A 22,454-nucleotide genomic window follows, 5' to 3' on the forward strand; every position below is an offset into this window, starting at 1 on the left:
GATGGTTCGCCGGGCGTTCCGCGTCGCCTACGACGGTCGGCCCTATCACGGCTTCCAGCGCCAGCCCGACGTGACCACGGTGGAAGGCGAACTGTTCGGTGCGCTCCGCCGGCTGGACGTGTTCAGCGGCGAGAAGCCCCCAGGCTACGCCGCCGCGGGACGCACGGACGCCGGCGTCTCGGCCCGCGCGCAGACCGTCGCCTTCGACGCGCCCGAGTGGCTGACGCCGTACGCGCTGAACGGCGAACTCCCGACGCCAATCCAGACCTGGGCGCACGCCGACGCGCCGGACGACTTCCACGCGACCCACGACGCGAACTGGCGGGAGTACCGGTACTTCTGGTATGCCCCCGCCGTCGACGACGACCGCGCCGAGCGCGCACTCGCCAGCCTCGCCGGCGAGCACGACTTCCACAACCTCACGCCCGACGACGAGTACACCGTCCGCGACCTCGACGCCGGCCTCGCTCGCGAGGGCGACTTCCTCGCCGTCACCGTCCGAGCCAGCGGCTTCTGCCGGGAGCTCGTCCGGCGCGCCGTCTCGCTCGTCCGGGAGGTCACAGCGTCGGGTGACTTCGGCCGCATCGAGACGGTCCTGAGCGACGAGTCCGTGGCCGGTCCCGAGGGCGTGCCGCCCGCGAACCCCCACCCGCTCGTGCTCTCCGATGTCGACTACGACTTCGACTTCGCCGTGGACGCGGACGCCGTTGCGCTGGCGCGCGAAACGTTTGAGGCGCTCCACAACGACCGTCGGTCCCTCGCGCGGGTCGCCCGCCACATCGCTGACATCTAACCCCAGTTCTCGGGCCAGACGCCGGCGGCCTCCATCCCGGGCCGCATGCCGTCGTCTGCGAGGCGGTCGCGCAGCGCGTCCGCGTCGGGGCGCGGAACGGCTTCGTCCTCGCCTGCGAGTTCGCGGACGAGCAGCGCGGCGAGCATCCCGTGTTCGCGGATGTTTCTGGGGTCGGCCTTGTCCCGGGTGTCGGCGTGCGTGTGGCCCCAGCCGCGGCCGCGCTCGGGCGTGACGGAGTGCAACTGGACGGCCGGGACGCCCGAGGTGAGGAACGGCCAGTGGTCGCTGTACGGGTGGACGGTGTCCCGCACCTCGATGGGGTGGCCGGTGTCGTCGCTGACCGTCTCCAGCACGCCCTCGAAGTGGTCGGTGCCGTGGCAGAACGCCCGCATCGTCCGGTAGCGGCCGGCACCGTCGAGGTTCACGACCGCGCGCACGGACTCGGGGTCGAGACTGCCGGCGAGCGCGCTCGCGCCCTGGAGCCCGACCTCTTCGGCACCGACGGTCGCGAGCCGCACCCTCGTGTCGAGGTCGAGGTCGGCCAGCACGCGGGCCGCGGCGACGAGCGCGGCGACCCCGCAGCCGTTGTCGAGTGCGCCCTCCGCGATGTCGTGGGCGTCGTGGTGGGCGAGCACGACGACCTCCTCGTCCGTATCGGGGCCGAGCGCGCCCTGTGTGTTCGTGCCCTCGCCCGGGCCCGTCCGGGCGTCCACGGAGAGTGCGACCTCGCCGCCGCGGTCGGCGTACTCTTGGAGCCAGTCCCCGGTCTCGGTGGAGACGCCGACGGCGGGAATCTCGCCCTCGCGGCCGAACCGCAGCGAGCCTGTCGGCGGGAGCTGGCCGTCCCTGTGGTTGTAGAAGACGAAGGCGGCGGCTCCGCCGTCGACAGCACGCCCGTACTTCTCCATCCGGTGAACGAGCCGACCGCCCGGCGGGCTGTCTGTCGACGCGAGGACGACGGCGTCCGCGACGTCGACGCCCTCGAAGCCGTCTTCGGTCCCGTACCCGACGTCCACCAGGCGGCCGGCCACGTCGCCGGCCGGCGAGTACGGGAGCGCGATACCCTCGAACTCGCGATCGGTCGGCTGCGTGACGCGCAGCGAGCAGCCGCCCCGCGTCCAGACCGGGAGGGCGAACTGGTCGGTGTGGACATCGCGCGCTCCCGCCTCGCGGAGCGCGTCCGCGGTTATCTCGGCTGCACGACGCGCTCCCTCGTGGCCAGCGAGCCGGTGGTCGAGTTCGGTGAGCGCGGTGAGAACTGTCCATGGCGTCTCGTCGGTCCACGCCAATCCGAGGGCGCGCGCTTCCTCAGTCATGCCGTCAGATACGAGGGCGGGACGGTTAATTTCGGGGGCAATCGCCGGCAAACACGCTGCCGTTTGCGAACGTTTAACCGACCGCACGCGAACGCTGAGGCGTATGAGCAGTGTCCCCGAACGGGAAGAGCTGGACGACGAGCACAAGTGGGATTTGGAGTCCATCTACGCCACTGACGAGGAGTGGGAGGAGGGCTTCGAGGCCCTTCAGACGAAACTCGAGGACTTGGAGGCCTACGAGGGCCGACTCACGTCGGACGGCGAGACGCTTCTGGAAGCCCTCGAACTCCGTGACGAAATCTTCCGAGAGGCCGAGAAGGTGTCCTCGTACGCGCGGATGCGCTCGGACGAGGACACCCGCGACCAGGAGTACCAGGCGCTGCGGGCGCGCGGCCAGAGCCTGATGGCGGACGTCTCTTCGGCCACCTCGTTCTTCGACCCCGAGCTCCAGGACTGCACGCGCGAGGAGCTGCAGGCGCTGGTCGAGGAGACGCCCGGCCTCGCGGAGTACGAGCACTACTTCGACGACGTGCTGCGGATGAAACCCCACACGCGCTCCGCGGAGGTCGAGGAGCTGCTGAGCGACCTCGGCGAGGTCTTCGGTGCGCCGAGCGACGCCTACAGCATGCTGACGGACGCCGACCTGGAGTTCCCGACTGTCGAGGACCCCGACGGCGACGAGGTCGAAATCTCGCAGGCGAACTTCACGAAGCTCCTCAAGAACCCGGACCGCGAGTTCCGGCAGACCGTTCACGAGGAGTTCTTCGAGAGCATCAGCGGCGTCCGGAACACCATCGGCTCCACGATGAAGAGCCAGATGAAGCGGGACGTCAAGCTGGCGCAGGCCCGGAACTACGACACCGCCCGGGAGGCCGCCCTCGACGACGGCAACATCCCGACCGAAGTCTACGACACGCTCGTCGAGACGGTCGACGACAACCTCGACAAGGTCCAGCGCCACGCCGACCTCAAGCGGGAGGCGCTCGGCGTCGACGAACTCGAGATGTGGGACCTCTACATGCCCATCGTGGACTCCGAGAGCCCCGAAATCGGCTACGAGGAGGCCCGCGAGCACGTCGTCGAGGCGGTCGCGCCGCTCGGCGAGGACTACCAGCAGCGGGTCGCCGAGGGCCTGGACTCGAACTGGGTGGACGTCTACGAGAACCGCGGGAAGCGCTCGGGCGCGTACAGCGGCGGGACCTACGACACCCAGCCGTTCATCCTGATGAACTACCAGGACGACATCTCCTCGATGTTCACGCTGGCCCACGAGCTCGGCCACAGCCTCCACAGCCAGTACACCAGCGAGGAGCAGCCGTACGTCTACTCGAACTACGAAATCTTCGTGGCCGAGGTCGCCTCGACGGTCAACGAGGCGCTGCTCGTGAACCACCTGCTGGACACGGTCGAGGACGACCACTTCCGCCGCCACATCCTCAACGAGTATCTGGAGCGCTTCCGGTCGACGCTCTACCGCCAGACGCTGTTCGCGGACGTCGAGCAGCGCCTCCACGAGCTCACCCGGGAGGGCGAGGCGCTGACGCCCGACCGCATCGACGAGGTGTACGGCGACCGCAAGCGCGCCTACTACGCGAACGCGAACGTCGACGACCACATCGAGCGCGAGTGGATGCGCATCCCGCACTTCTACTACAACTTCTACGTCTTCCAGTACGCGACCGGTATCTCGGCGGCCGTCGCGCTCGTCGAAGACATCCTCGACGAGGGCCAGCCCGCCGCGGACCGCTACCTCGACTTCCTGCAGCGCGGGTCCAGCGAGTACCCGCTCGAACTGCTCCGGGACGCGGGCGTCGACATGTCCACGAGCGAGCCCATCGAGCGCGCGCTCGGCGTCTACGACGACTACCTCGGCGAAGCCGAGGACCTCGTCTGAGCCGCCAGCCGAGGCGTCGATTCCGGGCGGTAGCGCGGCCGAAGCGTCCGAAAAGCGACCTGCGGTAGGCGTTCAGCCTACCCAAAGGAACTTCTACGCGGGGACCCTAGCGTGGCCAACGAATGTCGCGTAGTCCCTCACTGCCGGACCGGCCGACGCTCGACGTCGACCCCGAGTCGACGCCACAGGAGCGCCTCGACGCCCTCCAGGATCACTACGGGGAGATTCTGGCGGTCCACGAGGAGCTCCGAGAGCAACTCGACGACGTCGAGGCTCGCCGCGAAGAGCTCCGCGAGGAGGTCAACCGCCTCCAGCGCGAGAACGAGACGCTGAAGACCGCATCGCTGTACCTCGCAACCGTCGAGGACCTGCCCGAGGACGGCAGCGCCGTCATCAAGCAGCACGGCAACAACCAGGAAGTGCTGACCGAGCTGTCGCCGCGGCTCGCCGACGACCTCGACGTGGGCGACCGGGTCGCCATCAACGACTCGTTCAGCGTCCAGCGCGTCCTCGACGACGAGACGGACGCCCGGGCGCAGGCGATGGAGGTCGACGAGTCGCCGACCGTCGACTACGCGGACATCGGCGGCCTCGACGAGCAGCTCCGGGAGGTCCGGGAGGCCGTCGAGGACCCGCTCGTGAACCCCGAGAAGTTCGCGGCCGTCGGCGTCGAGCCGCCGAGCGGCGTGCTGCTGCACGGGCCGCCGGGCACCGGGAAGACGATGCTCGCGAAGGCCGTCGCGAAGCAGACCGACGCCACCTTCATCAAGATGGCCGGCAGCGAACTCGTGCGGAAGTTCATCGGGGAGGGCTCCCGGCTGGTCCGGGACCTCTTCGAGCTCGCCGAGCAGAAGGAGCCCGCCATCATCTTCATCGACGAGATCGACGCTGTCGCCGCGAAGCGGACGGACTCGAAGACGTCGGGCGACGCCGAGGTCCAGCGCACGATGATGCAGCTGCTCTCGGAGATGGATGGCTTCGACGAGCGCGGCGACGTCCGCATCATCGCCGCCACCAACCGCTTCGACATGCTGGATTCCGCCATCCTCCGGCCGGGCCGCTTCGACCGCCTCATCGAGGTGCCCCACCCGGACGAGGAGGCCCGCGAGCGCATCCTCGAGATTCACGCCGCGGAGATGAACGTCGCCGACGAGGTCGACTTCTCGGACCTCGCGCGGGACACCGACGGCTTCTCCGGCGCGCAGCTCGCCAGCCTCGCCACCGAGGCGGGGATGTTCGCCATCCGCGACGACCGCCAGGAGGTCCGCCGCGAGGACTTCGACGACGCCCACGAGAAGCTGATGGCGGAGGGCGACGACGAGGGCGGTCCGAGCTACCCGAGCTACATCCAGTAGACGACCTGTATCCGAGCGCTCTTCTACGGCCGGCCGGCTAGTCCGGGTATGCCTATTCGAGTGGCGTGGGGGACCGGGTCCGCCCCGACCGAGATGGCGGCCTACGACGCCGCGCTCGCGGACGCGAACCTCCACAACTACAATCTCGTCGCCGTCTCCTCGGTGGTGCCGGCCGACGCCAGCGTCGAGGCCGTCGGCACCGCGCCCGACCTCGGGCCCGCCGGGAACAGGCTGACGGTCGTCGAGGCGCACGCCGACACCGCCGGTCCGGGTCGCGCGAGCGCGGCGCTCGCGTGGGCGGCCCGCGGCGACGACCCCGGATTGTTCTACGAGGCGGCCGGCGAGACGAGCCCGGACGACGTGGAGTCGCGGGTGACAGCCGGCATCGACGCGGGCCTCGAACTGCGGGACTGGGACGCCGACGCCCCCGAGGTCAGGTCCGTGACAGTTGAGGCCGAACCGGGCGAGTACGCCGCGGCGGTCGTTCTGGCGGCGTACGGAGACAGCGAGCCGCTACTCTGACCGCGAGTTCTTCGCACACTACAAGGACTATACGTGGCCGCCCCTTATTAGAGACGCATGCACGGGAACGCGCCGTACAGCGGGCCAGAGAACGCCACGTCCGACCTCACCGGGGACCAGCGCCGCGCGCTCAGGACGAGCATCGCGCAGATCGCGTCCCGAACGCGAGAGTTCCTCCCGGACGAGTACGTCGTCGGCTCCGAGATATCCAGTGGTTCCAGCGGCGTCCAGGTCACCGTGGCCGTACGGCCGCCGGCCGGCAACCCCGTCAGCGCGGGGTTCACGCCCGAGTTCGAGAACCTCGCGGACGACGACCTCATCCCGAACGAGGACCGGGAGGAGGTCGCCCGCGGCCTCGCCGCGAGCGCAGCACTTCAGGTCAAGCACGCCCTCGGCGACGACGTTCCCGAGACGGCCAGGTAACGCGGCACAGAGCGCACGCCGACACTCGTTTCTCCAGTCTCGCTCTCACGCGCTGACGGCGATGACGCCGATAGCGACGACGGCAGCCGCGGCGAACACAGCGACACCGGTAGTCGAGTCGACAGCAGGGACTGCGGCGTAGCCCGCGACGGCTGCTGCGGCCGCCGCACCGCCGACGCCGACACTCGCGACCAGGTGGCGAGCGACCGTGCGCCGCGTTCCGGCTCCTTCGGGTGCGCGACGACCCACGGCCGTGGCGACGGCCGCTGTGTCCCACGAGAGCACGGCCAACCAGACGGCGACGGCCGGGTACCAGACGGGGACCGGCACGAGAACGCTCCGCAGCAGGCCGGCCGCGAGGAGCGCCGCGAACCCCGCTTCGATGAGGGCGCGCGTCCACGCACGCCGTACCGGCGTCACCGCGAACGCGAGGACGAGCACGCCGAGAACGGCGAGTACGAGCGGGCCACGGACGCGGAGCGGAAGCGGCGCGACAGCGGCGAGACCGACGGCAACCCAGAGACCGACCGCGCCGAGCGCGCCACACGCCACCCGTGCAGCGGTGCCGCTCCGGTGGGCGACGCGAACGCACAGGAGCACTCCGGCCGAGACGCCGGCGACTGCCGCAACCCCTCTGGTGAGCTGGGTCGTGGCGACGAGTCCGGCTGTGGCGGTGGCGAGCGCGACGGCTACGACGCTGCCGGCCAGCGACGGGTTCTGGTCGCTCACGGCGACCCGCCCCCAGCCCTCGACCGCTCGACAGCGGCGGCCAGCGGCGCGGGCGGCCGCCAGTCCACCACCGGGACGCCCTCGTTCCGGAGCGTTCGAATCCGGTGTCGGCGTTCCAGTCTCGCCGCTCGCGCGCCCGCGGTGTCGCTTCTGGTCACGTCGGGGCTCACCACGACGACACTCCGGTCGGTGGCGAGGCGGCGCGCGAACGCCGCCACCGCCCCGTCGGAGAGCGGCGTGCTGAACACGATAGTGGCTCCCGCGGGCAGCAGTGAGCGCAGTGATTGCTGCCAGCCTTCGCGAGTCTCTCTCCCCTCGGACTGCCAGTCGGCGACGCGGTCGTCGAGAACTGTGGCGGCCGGACTGCGTTCGAACCGTCCACCGGTCGGTGCCGCCCAGTCGAACTGCGCGCCGAACGCGGCCGCCCCCACCTGAACGCCGCGCTTGGCAGCCGCCGCCGCGACGGCACGTCCCGCAGTGGCTGCGTGTGCGACCGCTGTCGGGTGGTCGCCCGCTCGCTCCCGATAGGCGGCTTCGCGAGCGTCCACGCAGACAACGAGGGCTCCGCGCTGGGCGACCGGCGAGACGACCGTCCGCAGGTCGCCGGTCGCCGCGAACCGCCGCCAGTCAACGCGGGCCGGTGCGTCCCCGTGGCGGTACTCGCGGACGTGCCCGAACTCGCTGCCCGCGCCCCGAGCGTCGGACGCCCGCCGCCCCGACCGTGGCGCTCCTGCACGGCAGAGCGGCCCGGGGACAGTGGGCCGACACTCGATGCGGTCGTCTCCGCCTGCGACCGGCGAGCGAGCGGTCTCGTGGCCGCCACTTCGGTCTCGAACGACGACCGACGGTGACCCCCACTCGTGGACGCCGTAGCGGGCCGTAACCTCGTACTCGAGGGTCACGCTCTCGCCGGGCGCGAGCGGCGTGGCGAGTCGCGAGTCACCGTTCACACCGAGGGTTTCCGGCTGGTCGTCCGCCACGGCGACGGCCGCGAGCGGCGACGTTCCGTCGTTCCGAACGCGCAGCGACACCGCGACGGGCTCGCCGGCGTCGGGCGAGCAGTCGGCGACCGTGCGCTCGACCGAGACGGCGGGTGAGGGCGGCCGCACGAGCGAGGGGTAGGCGGCGTACGCAGCGGGGACGACGGCGGCCAGCAGGACGGCGGCGTCAGCGACGTAGACGCCGAGCGCGACGACGAACAGCGCTGCGGCGGCCGCGGGACGCCACCGGCCGGTTCGCTCCCAGGTCACGTTCTCTCCTCGTCGGTCTGACGGTCGATTGCCGCGAGTGTCGCTCGTGCTCCGACCGCGAACGCGACACTCTGGGAGACGCGTGCGGCCCACACCACACGACGGGGTGGCGGACAGCCACCGAGAAACGCCCCGGCTACTGCGTCGGCCGTCCAATCGCCACGCCGCACCTGCCTCCGGGCGGTTTCGTAGTCGCAGGCCGCACTCCCGGCGACTGCCTCGACTGCCGCCGCTCGCAGGCGGTTCCGGATTCGGTCGCGGTCCGTTGCCGGCACTACTGGTGGGAGCACCCGCCACCCCGCAAGTCGGTCGAACGTCGCGCCCTGGGTCATCTCTTCCCGTCGAGCAGAGCGGCCGACGCGAGCGCGCTCCTCGACTGCTGGCAGGCGTCGGAGCGACCAGACGAGGGTCCCCGTGCTGAACGCCACTGTCACCACGCCGAGTACGAGTCCGCCCCCGACCGCGGAGTCGTACTGCGACGCGTCGACGCCAGCCGCGACGAACAGGCCACCGAGGGCCACGAGAACGACAGCGACACAGGTCGCCCAGCGGCGGCTGCGTCGCAGGAGCGCGCTGTCAGTCATCTCGGCCATCCTCCGCGTCCCGAACCGTGTCGGCGAGCTCGGTCGCTCGCTGCACGCGCTTCGTTGTCGCTGTCCGTCCGCCGTATCTGACCGCGCGGAACAGCCGCGTCAACGACGCGACTGCGTCCTCGGGTGCCCCGGCGTCGACTCGCTCCGCCGCCGACTCGCTGGGGGTTCGGGACGTGTCGTCTCTGCGGTCGGCCGCCACCGCGTCCGCCCAGTTCGACTCGACAGCGTTTGCGGGCGGTCGCTGGCCGGCCTCGCTGGTACTGTCGGCCTCAGAGTCGCGCGCCCGCTCGGCAGCCGACTGTCGCGTGTCCCGCCGCTCTCGCGCCCGCAGCGCCGCCCAGCCCACGCTTCCGGCGACGGCCAGCACTGCGAGCGCCGCTGCCACCTCGGGCAGGACAGCGGCCGCGACCGACAGCCACGACCCGCGTGGCGCACCCACTGCGGTCAGGTCCGCGGACACCCCGAACAGCGCGAGCACTCGGACAACGAGCACCGTAAACAGGCCGTACAGCGAGAGCCCGGACGCGTCCGCGGCCGGGCGCTGTTCGACCGCTACCGTGGCCGGTAGCCCCTGTTCGATGCCTGCAGCTGCCGCCACGAGTGCAGCAGCAACAACTGCCAGCGCCGCGCCGCCTACGCTCCGCGTGGAGGGCATCCTCTCCACGTTCGACACCACGCGAAAAGAACGTTGGCCAGCGTTCGCAGGCGGTGAGTCGCTACTTCCCCCAGAAGGGGTCGCGCTTGCGCATGATGTCGAGGTAGGACTTCAGCGCTTCGCGCTCGTCCGCCGGAATCTCGTCGCTGAGCTCCTGGTCGAGCACTTTCGCGTGCTTCTCGGGGAGGTCCACCCAGAGCTCGTCGCCCTCCTCGATGTCGCGGCCGACCGTCGGGCCGTCGATGGAGACGCTGACGCGGTTGCCGGCCCGGGCCTCGTCGACGTCCTCGCCCTGGTCCTGGATGCCTTTGACGACGCCGACGCGGTCGACGTCGTTGCCCTCCATCAGACCGACCGGCGTGTTTCGCTTGAGGGTGCCCGAGACCACTTCGACGCCGACGACCGCCGGGTCGTTCTGGCGGAACACGTGGTCCTTGAGGATGCGGAAGCGCGCCGGCCGCCGGATGTTCTCGAAGATGGCTTCCTTCTGGGCGCGCTCGCGCTCCTCGACGAACGCCTCGTAGTCCTCGACGAGCTGGTAGATGACGTCGCTGTCGAAGATGCGGACGTCCTCGTTCTCGGCCTTCTCTGCCGCGGCGGGCAGCACGTCGACGTTGAAGCCCAGCAAGACGTGGTGTTTGTCCTCGTCGACGGTCGTCGCCATCGCCACGTCCCGGGGCGCGACGTCACCGACCTCGGCGGACATGACGGGAATCTCGGCCTCTTCGAGCGCGTTCACGAGCGCTTCGAGGCTGCCGAGCGTGTCGGCCTTGACGACGACGCCCTCCTCCTCGGTCTCCACGGCGACCTCCGCGAGCTCGGCCTCGACCTCGGCGACGACTTCCTCGACGCTGCGGTCGCCGACCACGCGGACCGGCGCGCCCGGCATCGCGTCGTCGAGGTCGGGCGCGGCGATTTTCAGCCCGGCCGCGGCCTGCATCGAGTCGACGTCGTCGAAGCGCTTCTCGGTGCGAATCTCCGCGAGCTCGCGGGGCTTCAGGAGCGCCCGCACCTCGGTGACGATGGGGTCGTTCTGCGCGCCGACGACGACGGTGTCACCCGAACGGACGGTGCCGTCGTAGAGGATGACGTCGACGGTCTTCCCGAAGCCCTGCTCGTCTTTGACTTCGAGGACGGTGCCGGCTCCCGGCCCCGCCACGTCGACTTCCATCTCGGCTTTCATGTAGCGCTGGGCGAGCCCCATCAGGACGGTCAGCAGGTCGGGGACGCCCTCACCGGTCTCGGCGGAGACGGGGATGACGCCGACGTTCTTCTGGAAGTTCTGGACGCGCCAGTAGAGGTCAGAAGAGAAGCCGTGGTCGGACATCTCACCGATGAGTTCGTACAGCGCCTCGTCGAGGTCCGAGCGCGCGCGGTCGCTCTGGGCCTCGTAGGTCTGCTGAATCGGCGAGTCCGGGTTCGGGTTCCAGCCCGGTGTGGTGTCGACCTTGTTCGCGGCGACGACGAACGGCGTCCCCGTGTCCTTGAGGATGCGGACGGCCTCCTCCGTCTGGGGCTGGAAGCCGTCGTTGACGTCCACGACGAGGATGGCGATGTCGGCGAGCGCGCCGCCACGCGAGCGCAGCGTCGAGAACGAGTGGTGGCCGGGCGTGTCGATGAACAGCAGGCCCGGGAGGTCGAACTCGGTCGGGTCGACGAGGCTACCCGCGACCTCCGAGACGGTGTCGAGGGGGACGGCCGTCGCGCCGATGTGCTGGGTGATAGCGCCAGCCTCGCCCTCGATGACGGCCGAGCCGCGAATCTTATCGAGCAGGCTGGTCTTCCCGTGGTCGACGTGGCCGAGGACGGCCACGATGGGCGTGCGTAGGTCTCCGGGGTCGTCGGTGGTGTCTGCGTCGGACATAGTAGAATCCTCCGAGAGAACGGTCGTTACCCGTACTGAACGGGCCGCGGGGTTTAATTCCATCGTCACGCCGTGGCGGGCCGGTTGACCCTCGCCCCGACTGACCGACCCGTCCAGCACGCAGGACCCCAATCCCACCAGAGCATATTTCCGCAGCCGTGGGGTCGGATTGAACGTGAATCGGACAACACTGCAGCGGTTAGGTTCAGGATTCTTGGTCCTACCGTCGGTCCTCATGGTGGCCGTTGGCGCACTCGAAGGGCTGTGGGTAGCAGTTGTTCTCGGTGGGGTGGCCGGGCTTCTGGGGGTCACGCTCTACCTCGGTATCCGCCGGTACGAAACGGAACTCGAACAGTTCTACGCGACACAAATCGATTACGCGAGCCGACCGGCGTTCGCCTACACACTCTTTCAGACGGTCGCGCTCGCGGTGGCATTCGGCGGCGGACTCTACTTCGCTCTGTCCTTCGACCTAGTCGCGCCCGTATCGGAGTGGGTTCCCGACACGGACAGTTTGGTCGTCCTCGGCGGCGCCCTTCTGGGGCTCGCGCTCGGCGCCGGCTACCCGCCGGTGATGCGACACCAGGACCTCGTTCCGATGCTGAGACTCGGACGGTGGGCGAGCGAACTGGACGTCGGGCTCTTCGTCACCGCGTGTATCGTACTCCTGTTCCGCTCTGACCCGCTATCCGTCGTCGTCTTCGGCGTCGCGTACCTCGGCAGTCGACTCGCGTACCTCGGCAGCGTCTACGGCAGCGTCCGCTCTGCCGCAAGTAGTACCTAATCTGTCGCACCCTCGCCGGCCGGACACCTCGAACCAGGGCTCGTAGCCGTCGCCCCGTCCCGGCCTCACCGTTGCTGCCCGCGTCGGGCCGTCCGCCGGGCGTCCGACGACCCCGCGGGGTTTATGTGAATCCCGACAGTCTGCCCCTGTATGGCCGACATCCTCGCCGAGAACCTCTCCGGGAAGGCCGTGATGGGGTCCGACGGCACGGAGCTCGGGATGCTGTACAACATCACGATGGACCTGAAATCCGGGAAGCTCGAACACCTCCTCGTCGAGCAGACCGAGGAGTCCGTCGCGGCGGACTTCCCCAAGGACAGCGACGGCCGCTACCGGGTGCCGGTCGGTCGCGTGCAGGCCGTGAAAGACTACATCGTCGTGCAGCGATAGTGCAGGTCCTAGACGCCTCCGCGTTCATTCACGAGTACGACGCCGACGGTCCGACGGCGTCGGTGCCCGAAGTCCGCGAAGAGCTCACTGACTCGGCGGCGTTCCGTTTCGACGCCGCGTCCGGTAGCGGCATGCAGGTCCACGTGCCCGGGCAGGACGCCCGACAGCGCACGCGCACCGCGGCGAAGGCGACCGGCGACGACGACGTGCTCTCCGAGACCGACCGCCGGCTGCTCGCGACCGCGCACGAACTCGACGCGACGCTCGTCACCGACGACTACGCGATGCAGAACGTCGCCGCCGAACTCGGCGTGGCGGTCGAGGTCATCGCGCAGGACGGCATCAGCGAGCGCCGCGACTGGCGGTTCCAGTGCCAGGGCTGTGGCCGCGAGTTCGACGACGACCGCGACCGGTGTCCCGTCTGTGGGAGCCCCCTGGAGCGCAAGAACCCGAACTAGTCGCGGGCTTCGAGGCCGACTTCGACGAGCTGATGGAGTACCTCCTGCTCGGAGATGTCGTACTCCCGCGCCAGCGCCTCGATGTCCGCTGCGAGCGAGTCCTCGCAGACGACCGAGTACTTCCGGGGCATGCGAATCTATTCCACACTGCGTCCACGTAATGGTTAGTCAGCCTCGCGTCTGACGCTACGAGAACTGGAGGTACGCCAGCCCGAACTGGACCGCGTCGTAGACGCCGTGGACGACGACCGGCGCGAACAGGTCGTCCGTGCGTTCGTAGGCGACGCCGAGCACGAGCGACACGAGGAACACCCGCGTGAGGGCGACCAGAACGGCCCCCGGAGCGACGCCAGCGCCCGCGTACGAGAGCAGGTGGGCAGCGCCGAAGACGAACGACGCGACGACGACCGCGCCGGTCCGCGAGTACGCGCCGTAGAGGAACTGCTGGACGCCGTTGCGCGCGAGCAGTTCCTCACCGGGGCCGATGAACAGCAGGGAGACGACGGCCAGCGGCGGCAGAATCTGGGGGTTGTCCCGGGCGGTCTCGACGAGGCCGTGCGTGCTCTGCGGGAGCGAGAACACCGTGACGACGGCGTTCAACAGCAGGTGGAGCGCGAAGATGGCGGCGACGCCGACGACGGCCACGACGACGTCTCGCCGGCCGGGAGCGCTCACGTCGACGTGTCCGTCGAACGCCTGGACGACCGCGAGTCCGGCGAGCCCGAAGCCGACGCTCCCGACGGCGGTGTTCAAGGGCCACCGGACGACGGGCGCGTCGGGGGCGAGCGGAACGATGGCGGCGGCCAGGAGGCTGCCGAAGACGAGCGCGGCGACCGACGCGACGGTCGCACCGAACGCCGCTCGCTCCCGGGTGCGGACGCCGTCTTTCCCGACGCCTCGAATGGCCGCCGCGCCGGCGGCGAGGACGGCGAGACCCGCGAACAGCGCCACTACCGGCCCGGCGGCGAGCGGGCCGTTCAGTTCGAGGACTGCGCCCGCCGCGGCGAGCGCGAGTACGCCGCCGGCCGCCGTGCCGGCCGAGTCGAGCCAGCGCGGCCCGCTCCCGTGGCGTCGCACGGCGAACGCGAGTGCGGCGGCCGCAGCGGCCCCGCCCGCGACCTGCGCGGCGACCGCTGGGGCGGGCGTCCAGTCGAGGAACGCCGACGCGACGCCGACGCCGGCGACGACGAACGCGACGGTCTGCGCGTACCGGTCTGTCACGTTCTGGGGTCAGCACCCGGACGGCATAGGCCTGACTACTCGACGACGAGAACGTCTTTCTCGGGGAGGTCTGCCTCGCCGCGGAGCAGGCCCCGGGCGGCGTCTTTCCCCCACTCGACGGCGGGCTGGGTGAACGTCTCGACGCCGTAGAGTTCGCCCGCGAGCACGCAGGCCGCCTCGATATCGAACAGGAGCCGGCCCAGGGAGTGCGCGTCGACGGCGGGAAGCTCCACGCGGACGGAGGGAACGCCGGACTCCGCAAGGCTCGCCTCGGTGGCCTCGAACTCGGCGTCCAGCAGCCCGCCGAGGTCGCCGCCCGCGAGGTAGTCTAGTCCGTCGAGGTCGGTCTCGGGAATCGCGCAGTCGGGCCGCGACTCCGGCCGGACCATCGTCACGAGCTTGTCGCGGGGGCCGGCCCGGTAGAGCTGGAGCTGGCTGTGCTGGTCGGTCGCGCCGAGCGCCCGCGCGGGCGTCTGTCCGAGGCCGTCCTTCCCGAGGCTCTCCGCCCAGAGCTGCGCGAACCACTCTGCGAACGTCTCCAGGCCCTCGGCGTACGGCAGCATCGCGTTCACGCTCGCGCCCCGCACGTCGAGCGCGTAGGCGACCGCGCCGTAGGCGTACGCGGGACAGTCGTACAGCGACCCCGACAGGGCGTCCCTGCCTGCCGCCGCTCCGGCCAGCAGTTCGTCGAGGTCGACACCGGCGAGCGCGGCCGCGGGGAGCGCAACCGTGGAGAGCGCCGAGAACCGGCCGGGGACGCCCTCGGGCGCGTCGAGTACGGGGAGGCCGTGGTCGTCGGCGAGGTCCCGGAGGTTCCCCTCGACGCCGGTCGTGACGAGCGTGCGTTCGGTCCAGTCGACGCCCGCGTCGGCCATCGCGTCGCGGACGACGAGGAAGTTCGCGAGCGTCTCGGCGGTCGTGCCGGACCGCGAGACGACGTGCACGACGGTGTCGGCGAGGTCGAGGTCGGCCAGCAGGTCCCGGACGTGCGCGGGATCGACGTTGTCGAGGGCGTGGTAGTCGAGGCCGTCGCCGAGCGCGTCGACGAGCGTCGCCGCGCCGAGCGCGCTCCCGCCGATGCCGACGGTCAGGAGCGTGTCGGCGTCCGCGAGCGGTTCGACGGCCGCTTCGACGGCGGCCGGGTCGGCTGTCTCGGGCAGATTCAGGGCGGCGTAGCCGAACTCGCTGTCGGCCATGCCGTCGGCGATGCGGTCGTGGGCCGCGGCGACCCGGTCGTCCAGTCGGTCGAGGGCGTCCGCCGAAACCCCCGGGCGGGCGGTCGCGGCGAGCGCGTTCCCGATGTCTACTCGCATGTGTGGACGGGCGACGCCCGGCTACTTGATGGTAGCTGGTCGCCGCCGGTCAGTCGGCGCGGCGGTACGTCATGTACCCGTACACCACACCGAAGACGGTGGCTCCCACGAGTGATTGCGCCAGGGCGTCGACGACCGCCCACTTCGAGACCGCGACCCGCAGCGCCGTCCCGACTGCGACCCAGGCGACGACACCGTACAGCCCCTGCTTCACTTCGTCACGCACGTCTGGGTCGTCAGGCCAGAACTGATTAAGGCTGGCCGTCGTGTTCACGGGCTGCAGTCGCGGTCGGGAGTCGCCGCGCTTTTGCTCGCCGGGTCCGGAGCTTCGAGCGATGGGACGGTTCGACAGCTACTCCGGCCTGCTGACGGCGTTCCCGTACGCGTTCCGGGCGTCGGACTCCCGACTGTTCAAGAGCTACGCCGTCGTCGCGGCGGTCCTCGGCGGCCTGTTCGCGTTCCTGATGGCGGGCGCGCTCGTCGTGCTCGTCGGGAACACGACCGGCACGACCGGGGGGTCGCTGACGCTCTCTCGGACGTTCTACGTCGTCCTCGGGCTGTTCGTGTTCTTCCCGCTGGTCGCGCCCGTGTTGCTTGTGGCTCGGCGTCACCGCCGCGAGCTGTCGGTCCGGGAGCGCTACGACCCGGCGCTCGCCGCCAGCGGCTACGTCTTCGCGCTCTCTGTCTACCTCGGCGTTGTCGCGTCCATGCCGGCGGAGTTCCGCGTCGGCGAGGAGCTGACGACTCGGCCGGAACCCAGCGGCGTCTTCGCACCGGTCGTGGAGGCGCTGTACGCGCTGCCGCCCGCACTGTCCTTCCTGGTCCCGCTGGCGGGCGCGCTGCTCGTGTACGCCGTCCACCGCCGGCTCCGATCCTGAACGCGGCTCGGTCGAAACAGGGAAACGCGGAGACGGCCTACCCGCGAGCAATGAGCGACGAGCAGGCGAAGACGGCCACGTTCTTCGTGACGGAGGCCAGCGAGGACTCGGCCATCCTCACCGACGTTTCGGACGCCCAGGTGCACACGCTCTCGGAGAATCCCGGCGTTGCGGCCGGCGACGTGCTGGAGGCGACTCTGTCGCCGGACCCGCCGATGAACGTCACGTACAGCGTCGTCGAGGTCGTGGAGCGAGTGGACATTCCGGTCCGCGTGAGCGACGAGACGCCGACGCCGCAGGCCCGCGACCTGGCCGAGGGGCTGCCGGAGGGCGAACTGGCGACGGCCGAGCGCGCGGGCGTCGGCGAAGTCCACGTGCTGTCGGTCGGCGCGGACAACGTCGACGACGCCGTCGCGGACGTCGCCGAGGACGAACAGACGGTCTCGCGGGCGGCCCGCATCGGCATCGACCACGTGGAGATTCGGTCCGGCGACGACTTCGTGAGCGTGCGCTACCTCCCCTGACGCGACAGGACAATCGCGTTCGCCGGCGCTAGCTGGGGCCGGCTTCGCTCTGGACCTCCCAGCCGGATTCGACGCCGCAGGCCGCGCCCTCCTCGAAGCGGAGTTCGGTGTCCTCGCTCAGTTCGCCGTCGTCGTCGACCGCGGTGACGGTGAGCGGCACGTCGGGGCTGTCGCCGCAGCAGCCGACGTCGAGGAACACGCTCCAGGTGTCGCCCTCGCGGGCGGGCCCTTTCGTCTTCTTGAGGTAGGCGCGCATGTGGCCGGTGGTGAGCTGGTCGTACCCCCAGTCGGAGACGTCCGCGGGGTACGCGAGCGTGACGCTGGTGGTGGCCATGTTCGTGTGTACGAGTGGCACGCGCTTGGAGCTGTCGCTGATTCTGTTGTTTCAGGGGCGACACGCTGAAGAGGGGGTGACGCGTACTGGTCACTACATGATGGCGACGACACACGCGATGGCGGGGCTCGCAGTCGCGGCGCTCGCCACGCTCTTCGCGCCCGACCACGCCCCCGTCCTCGCGGCCGCCGGCCTCGCAGGTGGCGTCTTCCCCGACCTCGACCTCTACGCCGGCCACCGTCGAACGCTCCACTTCCCCGTCTACTACGCGCTCGCCGGTTCGGCCGCCGGACTCGCAGCGGTCCTCGCCCCGGGGCCGTGGACCGCCGCTGCCGCCGTCTTCCTCGCGGCCGCCGCACTCCACGCCGCCGGCGACGCGCTCGGTGGCGGCCTCGAACTCGAACCGTGGGAGGCGACCAGCGAGCGCGCCGTCTACAGCCACTTCCACGGCCGCTGGCTCGCGCCCCGGCGGTTCGTCCGCTACGACGGCTCCCCGGAAGACGTCGTCCTCGCCGCCGGCGTCGGCGTCCCCGCCGCGCTCGCGTTCGGCCCCACCGTCCAGCAGGTCACTGGACTCGCGCTCGCTGTCTCCATCGGCTACGCGGTGGTCCGGCGACGGCTCCCCCGGGTCGTTCGTCGGCTCGTCGGATTCGTCCCCGAGCCGCTGCGCGGCCGGCTCCCCGAGCGCTTCGTCCACTGACGACGCCGGCGCGTAGCCGGGGATAAGAAGCCTTAACCACCGTCGCATCCCAGCCGCAGGCATGCCACGGTTCGAGGTCCCCGACGTCGACCTCAGCCAGTACTCTATGCGGCAGCTCGCCGCGCCGCCGCTGGCCGTGCTGGTCGTCGCACTCGCCGTCATCGGCGGGTGGATGGCCACCACCGGCTCGCCGGTCTCTCCCGGCATCGAGTTCACTGGCGGGTCGGAGCTGGTCGCAGAGTCAGACGCCTCACAGTCCGAAGTCGCAGCGGCGTTCGAGACAGAGCCGGTCAACGCCCGGTCGGTCGGCACGGGCGGTAACCAGTATCTCCTGACCTTCCAGAGCGAGGAGGTTCCGGACATCCGTGACGACTCCGACGTGACACTCGACATCGTCCAATCACAGAGCGTCTCCGCGACGTTCGGCTCCTCGACGCAGGAACTCGCGCTGCTCGGCGTCGCGGGCGCGTTCCTCGGGATGAGCCTGCTCGTGTTCGCGCTGTTCCGCACGTTCGTGCCGAGCATCGCCGTCGTCGTCTCCGCGTTCAGCGACATCGTCGTGCCGGTCGCACTGATGAACATCTTCGACATCAAGCTCTCGCTGGGCACCGTCGCGGCGCTGCTGATGCTCATCGGTTACAGTGTCGACTCCGACATCCTCCTGAACAACCACGTGCTCCGGCGCTCCGGAGACTTCTGGGAGAGCGTCGACCGCGCGATGAAGACCGGTGTCACGATGACCGTCACCTCCATCGCCGCGATGGCCGTGATGACCGTCGCCTCCTACATCTTCGGCATCAAGCTGATGTCCGCCATCGGCATCGTGCTCGTGATGGGACTGACGACTGACCTGATGAACACCTACATGCTGAACGTCACGTTGCTTCGCTGGTACAAGTTCGAGGGGGTGAACCGATGAGCTGGTTCCGCGAGAACTGGCGGGTCGCCACGCTCGTCGTCCTCCTGCTCGGTAGCTCCGTCGCCCTGTTCGCGCCCGGCGTCGGTGCCGGCGGTGGCGGCGGGAGCGGCCAGCAGGCCGAAGCGGCCTCCGGCCCGACGAACCTCAACTACGGGCTCGAACTCTCCGGCGGCGTCCGACTGCGGGCGACCGTCACCGGCGTCACTGCCGACGGCGTCGACGTCACTGTCGACAACGAGGGTGACATCGCCGAGGCGGTCGCTACCGCACTCGACGTCGAACGCGGCGACGTCCGCGCCCGGCCCGCCGGCGACACCGTCGAAGTCTATCAGGACGTCGCGCCCTCGGACGTCGAGGCCGCGCTGACCGACGCCGGCTACGAGCCGGACTCCGTAGCCGTCGGCGTCACGCAGGCCACGCGGGACAACATCGTCTCCATCATCGAGTCGAAAGTCGACGCCACCGGCCTCGGCGGTGCCGACGTCTACGACATCCAGACGCAGGGCGGCGACCGCTCCCACTACGTGGTCGTCGAGGTGCCCGGCCAGAACGCCACCCAGGTCCAGGACCTCATCCGCGGCCGCGGCGAGGTCGAACTGTGGGCGTTCTACCCCGGCGAGAACGGGACGCAGACCAACACCACCGTCCTCCGCGGCGAGGAGCTCGTCGAGGTCGACCAGCCGACCCGGAACACGCGCGGCCGGCCCATCGTCCCGGTCCAGCTGAGCGAGTCCGCCGGCGAGCGCTTCGCGAGCGACATGCAGCGCCTCGGGTTCACGAGCCAGTCCGGCACCAGCAACTGCCGGTACCCGGACGGCGGCTACTGTCTGCTGACGACTCTCGACGGCGATGTCGTCTACGACGCCAGCATGAGCCCCGACCTTGCGGCGGACCTCCGGTCGGGCACGTTCGCGAATAACCCGACGTTCACCATCACCGCGAACTCCATGGAGGAGGCCCGCGACCTCCAGGTGAACCTTCAGGCCGGCGCGCTCCCGGCCGACCTCGTCTTCCAGGACTCCTACTACGTCTCCCCGAGCTTCGCGGACCGCTACAAGCCGCTGACGCTCGTCACCGGCATCGCGGCCGCCCTCGCGGTCGCGCTGATGGTGTTCCTCCGGTACGGCGAGGCGAAAGTCGCCCTCCCGATGGTGCTGACCGCGCTCTCCGAGGTCGTCATCCTCCTCGGGTTCGCGGCGGTGTCCGGACTCGCGCTCGACCTCTCGCACCTCGCCGGCTTCATCGCGGTGATCGGGACAGGGGTGGACGACCTCGTCATCATCGCCGACGAGGTGATGACCGAGGAGGTGTCTTCCTCGCGGGTCTTCCAGAGCCGCTTCCGGAAGGCGCTGTGGGTCATCGGCGCAGCGGCCGCCACCACCATCCTCGCGATGAGTCCGCTGGCGGTGCTCAGCCTCGGTGACCTCCGCGGGTTCGCACTCGTCACCATCCTCGGCGTGCTCGTCGGGGTCATCGTCACCCGCCCGGCGTACGGTGACGTGCTCCGGCGGCTCCTGACGGACAACCGGTAACGCGGCCGGCATCCGCTCGCCGCCGCTGTCGCTACGCTTTTCGACCTGGCCGCTCGTCGTGGACGCATGTCTTCGCTTCGTCGCACGGCAGCCGCCGCCAGCGTCTCCCTGACCGGAGTGGCGGTCGTCGCCGTGATGGCCGTCCACGTCGCGACCAGCGCGCCCCCGACCTCCGGTCTCCTGCTGGCCGGATTCGGGACTCTAGTCGGGCTGGCGCTCGTCGCCGCCGGCTACGGGCTCGTCTACCTGGACGTCGCCCCCGAGCACGCGCTCCGCGTCGCGGGCTGGAACCTCCTGGGCATCCTGGTCATCGGCGCGGCGCTCGCGCTCCTGTTCGCGTACCAGGCGGCCGTCGCGTCCGTGCCGGCCGCGCCAGTCTTCTCCGGCACCGTCGTCGTCGCGGTGAGCGCCGTCGCACACGTCCTCATCGGCGTCAACGACGTGCGCCGCATCCGCGCGACCGAACTCGCCCGCGAACGACGGAAACTCGACGTGCTGTCCCGCGTGGTCCGCCACGACCTCCGGACGCTCGCCCAACTGCTGTTCAGTTACGCGAACCGCGTCGAGCCGGCCGCCGCGGGCGACGACGACCCGGAAGCGGTCGCCGCGGCCGTCCACGGCGCGGGCGAGGAGCTCTCGGCGATTCACGACCGCAGCGGGCTCGTGCAGACGCTCGTGGACGGCGACGTCACCGCCCGCAGCGTCGACCTCTCCGCGCTCGCCGACGAGGTCGCTGCCGACGCCCGCAGCGACCACCCCGACGCCGACATCGCGGTCGACGTGCCCGACGGCGTGGCTGTCGAGGCCGGCGACTACCTCCGCGACGCGCTCGCGGAGCTCGTAGAGAACGCGTGCGAGCACCACGACGACGGTTCGCCGTCGGTCGTGCTCTCGGCGACCGTCGATGGCGGCCGCGTCGTCCTCGAAGTGGTCGACGACGGCCCCGGTATTCCGGACACCGAGACCGCAGTCGTCACCGGCGAGACCGACGTCACCCAGCTCGAACACGCCAGCGGGCTCGGGCTCTGGGTCGTACGCTGGGTCGCCGACGTCTACGGCGGTGACCTCTCTTTCGACGCCGGGGCGGACGGGACGACCGTCGCGCTCAGCCTCCGCCGGGCGTGAGCGCCGCGGTCGCGGTCCGGTCGCCGGCGCTCAGAAGTCGGTGAGCTTCGCCTCGGTGGCTCCCTTCGCGTCCAGCCCGAACTCCGCGAGTTCGACGAACTCCAGACCGTTGTCCCGGAGCGCGCGCCGCACGCGCTCGGAGGCCGACGGCGCGACAAGCATGCCCCGAACTTTGTCGTTCGATTCGTCGTACAGCTCCACGTAGCGTTTGAGCTGGTCGAAGTGGTTCAGCGTCGCCTGGATGCGTTTCACCTCGACGACGACCGGCGTGCCGTCCTCGTCGACGGCGTAGAAGTCCACGAAGCCGTACTTCGTCTCGCGCTCGTGTTCGACGATGCGGAGCCCCGACTCCAGTTCCTCGGGGTTGGCCTGGATGTACTCGTGCATTTCGGCCTCCGTGCCGGACTCCTCGTAGGTCGCGCCGTCCTCGGCGTCGAACCGCGTGACACCGTAGACCTCGTGGAGCCGGGTCTCGACGCGCTCGCTGGGGTTCGTGCGCCGCGCCAGCAGGACGGCCTCGCCCTCGCTCTCGCGGGCTTCGACCGTGCCGCCGCCCGGCATCCAGTTCACGGGCTTGTGGCCCGTCGGCTGGTGGACGAGGAACGTCCCGTCCGGCTTCGCGACGAGCAGTCGGTCGCCCTCGGCGAGGTAGCCGCTCGTGCGGCCCTCGTACTCCACCTCGCAGCGCGCCTGCACGCTCAACACCGCGCCGTCCCGGAACGCCGCCTTCGCCGCCGCGACGAACGCCTCGGGGTCCGGCGCGTCCAGACTCTCTGCGGCCATCGTTGCCGGTCGTTGCCGCGAACCGGGGTTAAACGTGTGGATTGTGCGATTCGTCTCGCCCTCTGAGCGTGAGTTTAAACCGCTGGAAATGAACTGGCG

The 22,454-nt window shown here is 70.3% G+C and carries 26 protein-coding genes; 14 read left to right on the forward strand and 12 right to left on the reverse strand.

What is annotated here, in order from left to right; genetic code table 11:
* Position 1 precedes the first annotated feature (1 nt).
* Positions 2-793, forward strand: a complete 792-nt coding sequence (gene truA / locus BMW35_RS11115) for a tRNA pseudouridine(38-40) synthase TruA (protein ID WP_089669508.1) — start codon at positions 2-4, stop codon at positions 791-793.
* Here the strand turns inward: truA and BMW35_RS11120 are convergent.
* On the reverse strand, positions 790-2,109 hold the full coding sequence (locus tag BMW35_RS11120; RefSeq protein ID WP_089669509.1) for a M28 family peptidase: 1,320 nt from the start codon (positions 2,107-2,109) through the stop codon (positions 790-792). The two genes, truA and BMW35_RS11120, sit on opposite strands and share 4 nt — an antisense overlap.
* Before the next feature lie 103 nt (positions 2,110-2,212).
* Between BMW35_RS11120 and pepF the strand changes: the two genes are divergently transcribed.
* The 4 genes from pepF (at position 2,213) to BMW35_RS11140 (ending at position 6,303) form a co-directional block, all read left to right on the forward strand.
* The gene (gene pepF / locus BMW35_RS11125; RefSeq protein ID WP_089669510.1) at positions 2,213-4,003 is read left to right on the forward strand and encodes an oligoendopeptidase F; all 1,791 of its coding nucleotides are present in this window, start codon (positions 2,213-2,215) and stop codon (positions 4,001-4,003) included.
* A 122-nt stretch (positions 4,004-4,125) separates the two neighbouring features.
* Complete coding sequence (gene pan2 / locus BMW35_RS11130; protein WP_089669511.1) at positions 4,126-5,358, forward strand: proteasome-activating nucleotidase Pan2; 1,233 nt, start codon at positions 4,126-4,128, stop codon at positions 5,356-5,358.
* Positions 5,359-5,406: 48 nt separating this feature from the next.
* Positions 5,407-5,880, forward strand: coding sequence for a pyruvoyl-dependent arginine decarboxylase (locus tag BMW35_RS11135; protein WP_089669512.1), 474 nt, complete (start codon positions 5,407-5,409; stop codon positions 5,878-5,880).
* A gap of 57 nt (positions 5,881-5,937) precedes the next feature.
* Entirely contained in the window at positions 5,938-6,303 is a 366-nt protein-coding gene (locus BMW35_RS11140) for a DUF5811 family protein (protein ID WP_089669513.1), read from the forward strand.
* Positions 6,304-6,348: 45 nt separating this feature from the next.
* Here BMW35_RS11140 and BMW35_RS11145 read toward each other — a convergent pair whose 3' ends face one another.
* From BMW35_RS11145 to infB, 5 genes are all read right to left on the reverse strand, one after another.
* Positions 6,349-7,032 (reverse strand): DUF7519 family protein, encoded by a 684-nt coding sequence (locus tag BMW35_RS11145; protein WP_089669514.1) that lies wholly within the window; start codon positions 7,030-7,032, stop codon positions 6,349-6,351.
* Positions 7,029-8,282 carry a DUF58 domain-containing protein gene (locus tag BMW35_RS11150; protein ID WP_089669515.1) on the reverse strand — a complete coding sequence of 418 codons (1,254 nt, stop codon included), beginning with the start codon at positions 8,280-8,282 and terminating at the stop codon, positions 7,029-7,031. Before BMW35_RS11150 ends, BMW35_RS11145 begins: the two co-directional genes overlap by 4 nt.
* Positions 8,279-8,866, reverse strand: coding sequence for a DUF7269 family protein (locus BMW35_RS11155; RefSeq protein WP_089669516.1), 588 nt, complete (start codon positions 8,864-8,866; stop codon positions 8,279-8,281). Before BMW35_RS11155 ends, BMW35_RS11150 begins: the two co-directional genes overlap by 4 nt.
* Positions 8,859-9,530, reverse strand: a complete 672-nt coding sequence (locus tag BMW35_RS11160) for a DUF4129 domain-containing protein (protein ID WP_089669517.1) — start codon at positions 9,528-9,530, stop codon at positions 8,859-8,861. Before BMW35_RS11160 ends, BMW35_RS11155 begins: the two co-directional genes overlap by 8 nt.
* Positions 9,531-9,591: 61 nt before the next feature.
* Positions 9,592-11,394 carry a translation initiation factor IF-2 gene (infB, locus tag BMW35_RS11165; RefSeq protein WP_089669518.1) on the reverse strand — a complete coding sequence of 601 codons (1,803 nt, stop codon included), beginning with the start codon at positions 11,392-11,394 and terminating at the stop codon, positions 9,592-9,594.
* A 175-nt stretch (positions 11,395-11,569) separates the two neighbouring features.
* Between infB and BMW35_RS11170 the strand changes: the two genes are divergently transcribed.
* From BMW35_RS11170 to BMW35_RS11180, 3 genes are all read left to right on the forward strand, one after another.
* Positions 11,570-12,178 (forward strand): DUF8100 family protein, encoded by a 609-nt coding sequence (locus BMW35_RS11170; protein ID WP_143052193.1) that lies wholly within the window; start codon positions 11,570-11,572, stop codon positions 12,176-12,178.
* A gap of 150 nt (positions 12,179-12,328) precedes the next feature.
* Positions 12,329-12,568 carry a PRC-barrel domain-containing protein gene (locus BMW35_RS11175; RefSeq protein ID WP_089669520.1) on the forward strand — a complete coding sequence of 80 codons (240 nt, stop codon included), beginning with the start codon at positions 12,329-12,331 and terminating at the stop codon, positions 12,566-12,568.
* A complete protein-coding gene (locus tag BMW35_RS11180; RefSeq protein WP_089669521.1) occupies positions 12,568-13,026 on the forward strand; it encodes an NOB1 family endonuclease in 459 nt (152 codons plus the stop codon). The genes BMW35_RS11175 and BMW35_RS11180 overlap by 1 nt, the downstream gene beginning before the upstream one ends.
* On the opposite strand, the gene BMW35_RS11185 is transcribed toward BMW35_RS11180, so the two are convergent.
* Genes BMW35_RS11185 through BMW35_RS15655 form a run of 4 tightly spaced genes read right to left on the reverse strand, consistent with a single transcriptional unit; the run spans position 13,023 to position 15,786 of the window.
* Complete coding sequence (locus BMW35_RS11185) at positions 13,023-13,157, reverse strand: CopG family transcriptional regulator (RefSeq protein ID WP_089669522.1); 135 nt, start codon at positions 13,155-13,157, stop codon at positions 13,023-13,025. The two genes, BMW35_RS11180 and BMW35_RS11185, sit on opposite strands and share 4 nt — an antisense overlap.
* Positions 13,158-13,212: 55 nt before the next feature.
* Positions 13,213-14,247, reverse strand: coding sequence for a CPBP family intramembrane glutamic endopeptidase (locus tag BMW35_RS11190; RefSeq protein ID WP_089669523.1), 1,035 nt, complete (start codon positions 14,245-14,247; stop codon positions 13,213-13,215).
* A gap of 35 nt (positions 14,248-14,282) precedes the next feature.
* The gene (locus BMW35_RS11195; protein WP_089669524.1) at positions 14,283-15,560 is read right to left on the reverse strand and encodes a glucose-6-phosphate isomerase; all 1,278 of its coding nucleotides are present in this window, start codon (positions 15,558-15,560) and stop codon (positions 14,283-14,285) included.
* A gap of 49 nt (positions 15,561-15,609) precedes the next feature.
* Positions 15,610-15,786: a hypothetical protein gene (locus BMW35_RS15655; protein ID WP_177170827.1), complete on the reverse strand. Its 177-nt coding sequence runs from the start codon at positions 15,784-15,786 to the stop codon at positions 15,610-15,612.
* A 109-nt stretch (positions 15,787-15,895) separates the two neighbouring features.
* Here BMW35_RS15655 and BMW35_RS11200 point away from each other — a divergent pair, with 109 nt between their 5' ends.
* Both BMW35_RS11200 and BMW35_RS11205 read left to right on the forward strand, forming a co-directional pair.
* Positions 15,896-16,438: a DUF8056 family protein gene (locus BMW35_RS11200; RefSeq protein WP_089669525.1), complete on the forward strand. Its 543-nt coding sequence runs from the start codon at positions 15,896-15,898 to the stop codon at positions 16,436-16,438.
* Between the two features lie 50 nt (positions 16,439-16,488).
* Positions 16,489-16,962 carry a DUF5812 family protein gene (locus tag BMW35_RS11205; protein ID WP_089669526.1) on the forward strand — a complete coding sequence of 158 codons (474 nt, stop codon included), beginning with the start codon at positions 16,489-16,491 and terminating at the stop codon, positions 16,960-16,962.
* A gap of 28 nt (positions 16,963-16,990) precedes the next feature.
* On the opposite strand, the gene BMW35_RS11210 is transcribed toward BMW35_RS11205, so the two are convergent.
* On the reverse strand, positions 16,991-17,296 hold the full coding sequence (locus BMW35_RS11210; RefSeq protein WP_089669527.1) for a DUF7968 family protein: 306 nt from the start codon (positions 17,294-17,296) through the stop codon (positions 16,991-16,993).
* 100 nt (positions 17,297-17,396) lie between these two features.
* On the opposite strand from BMW35_RS11210, the gene BMW35_RS11215 reads away from it, so the two are divergent.
* From BMW35_RS11215 to BMW35_RS11230, 4 genes are all read left to right on the forward strand, one after another.
* Complete coding sequence (locus BMW35_RS11215; RefSeq protein ID WP_089669528.1) at positions 17,397-17,996, forward strand: hypothetical protein; 600 nt, start codon at positions 17,397-17,399, stop codon at positions 17,994-17,996.
* 61 nt (positions 17,997-18,057) lie between these two features.
* Positions 18,058-18,915, forward strand: coding sequence for a protein translocase subunit SecF (gene secF, locus BMW35_RS11220; RefSeq protein WP_089669529.1), 858 nt, complete (start codon positions 18,058-18,060; stop codon positions 18,913-18,915).
* The gene (locus BMW35_RS11225; RefSeq protein WP_089669530.1) at positions 18,912-20,447 is read left to right on the forward strand and encodes a preprotein translocase subunit SecD; all 1,536 of its coding nucleotides are present in this window, start codon (positions 18,912-18,914) and stop codon (positions 20,445-20,447) included. Before secF ends, BMW35_RS11225 begins: the two co-directional genes overlap by 4 nt.
* A gap of 66 nt (positions 20,448-20,513) precedes the next feature.
* Complete coding sequence (locus BMW35_RS11230; RefSeq protein ID WP_089669531.1) at positions 20,514-21,572, forward strand: sensor histidine kinase; 1,059 nt, start codon at positions 20,514-20,516, stop codon at positions 21,570-21,572.
* Between the two features lie 30 nt (positions 21,573-21,602).
* Here the strand turns inward: BMW35_RS11230 and nucS are convergent, their stop codons facing one another.
* Positions 21,603-22,355, reverse strand: coding sequence for an endonuclease NucS (nucS, locus tag BMW35_RS11235; RefSeq protein WP_089669532.1), 753 nt, complete (start codon positions 22,353-22,355; stop codon positions 21,603-21,605).
* Positions 22,356-22,454 lie beyond the last annotated feature (99 nt).

It is taken from the genome of Halobacterium jilantaiense (assembly GCF_900110535.1).
In the GTDB taxonomy this organism is placed as follows: Archaea; Halobacteriota; Halobacteria; order Halobacteriales; family Halobacteriaceae; genus Halobacterium; species Halobacterium jilantaiense.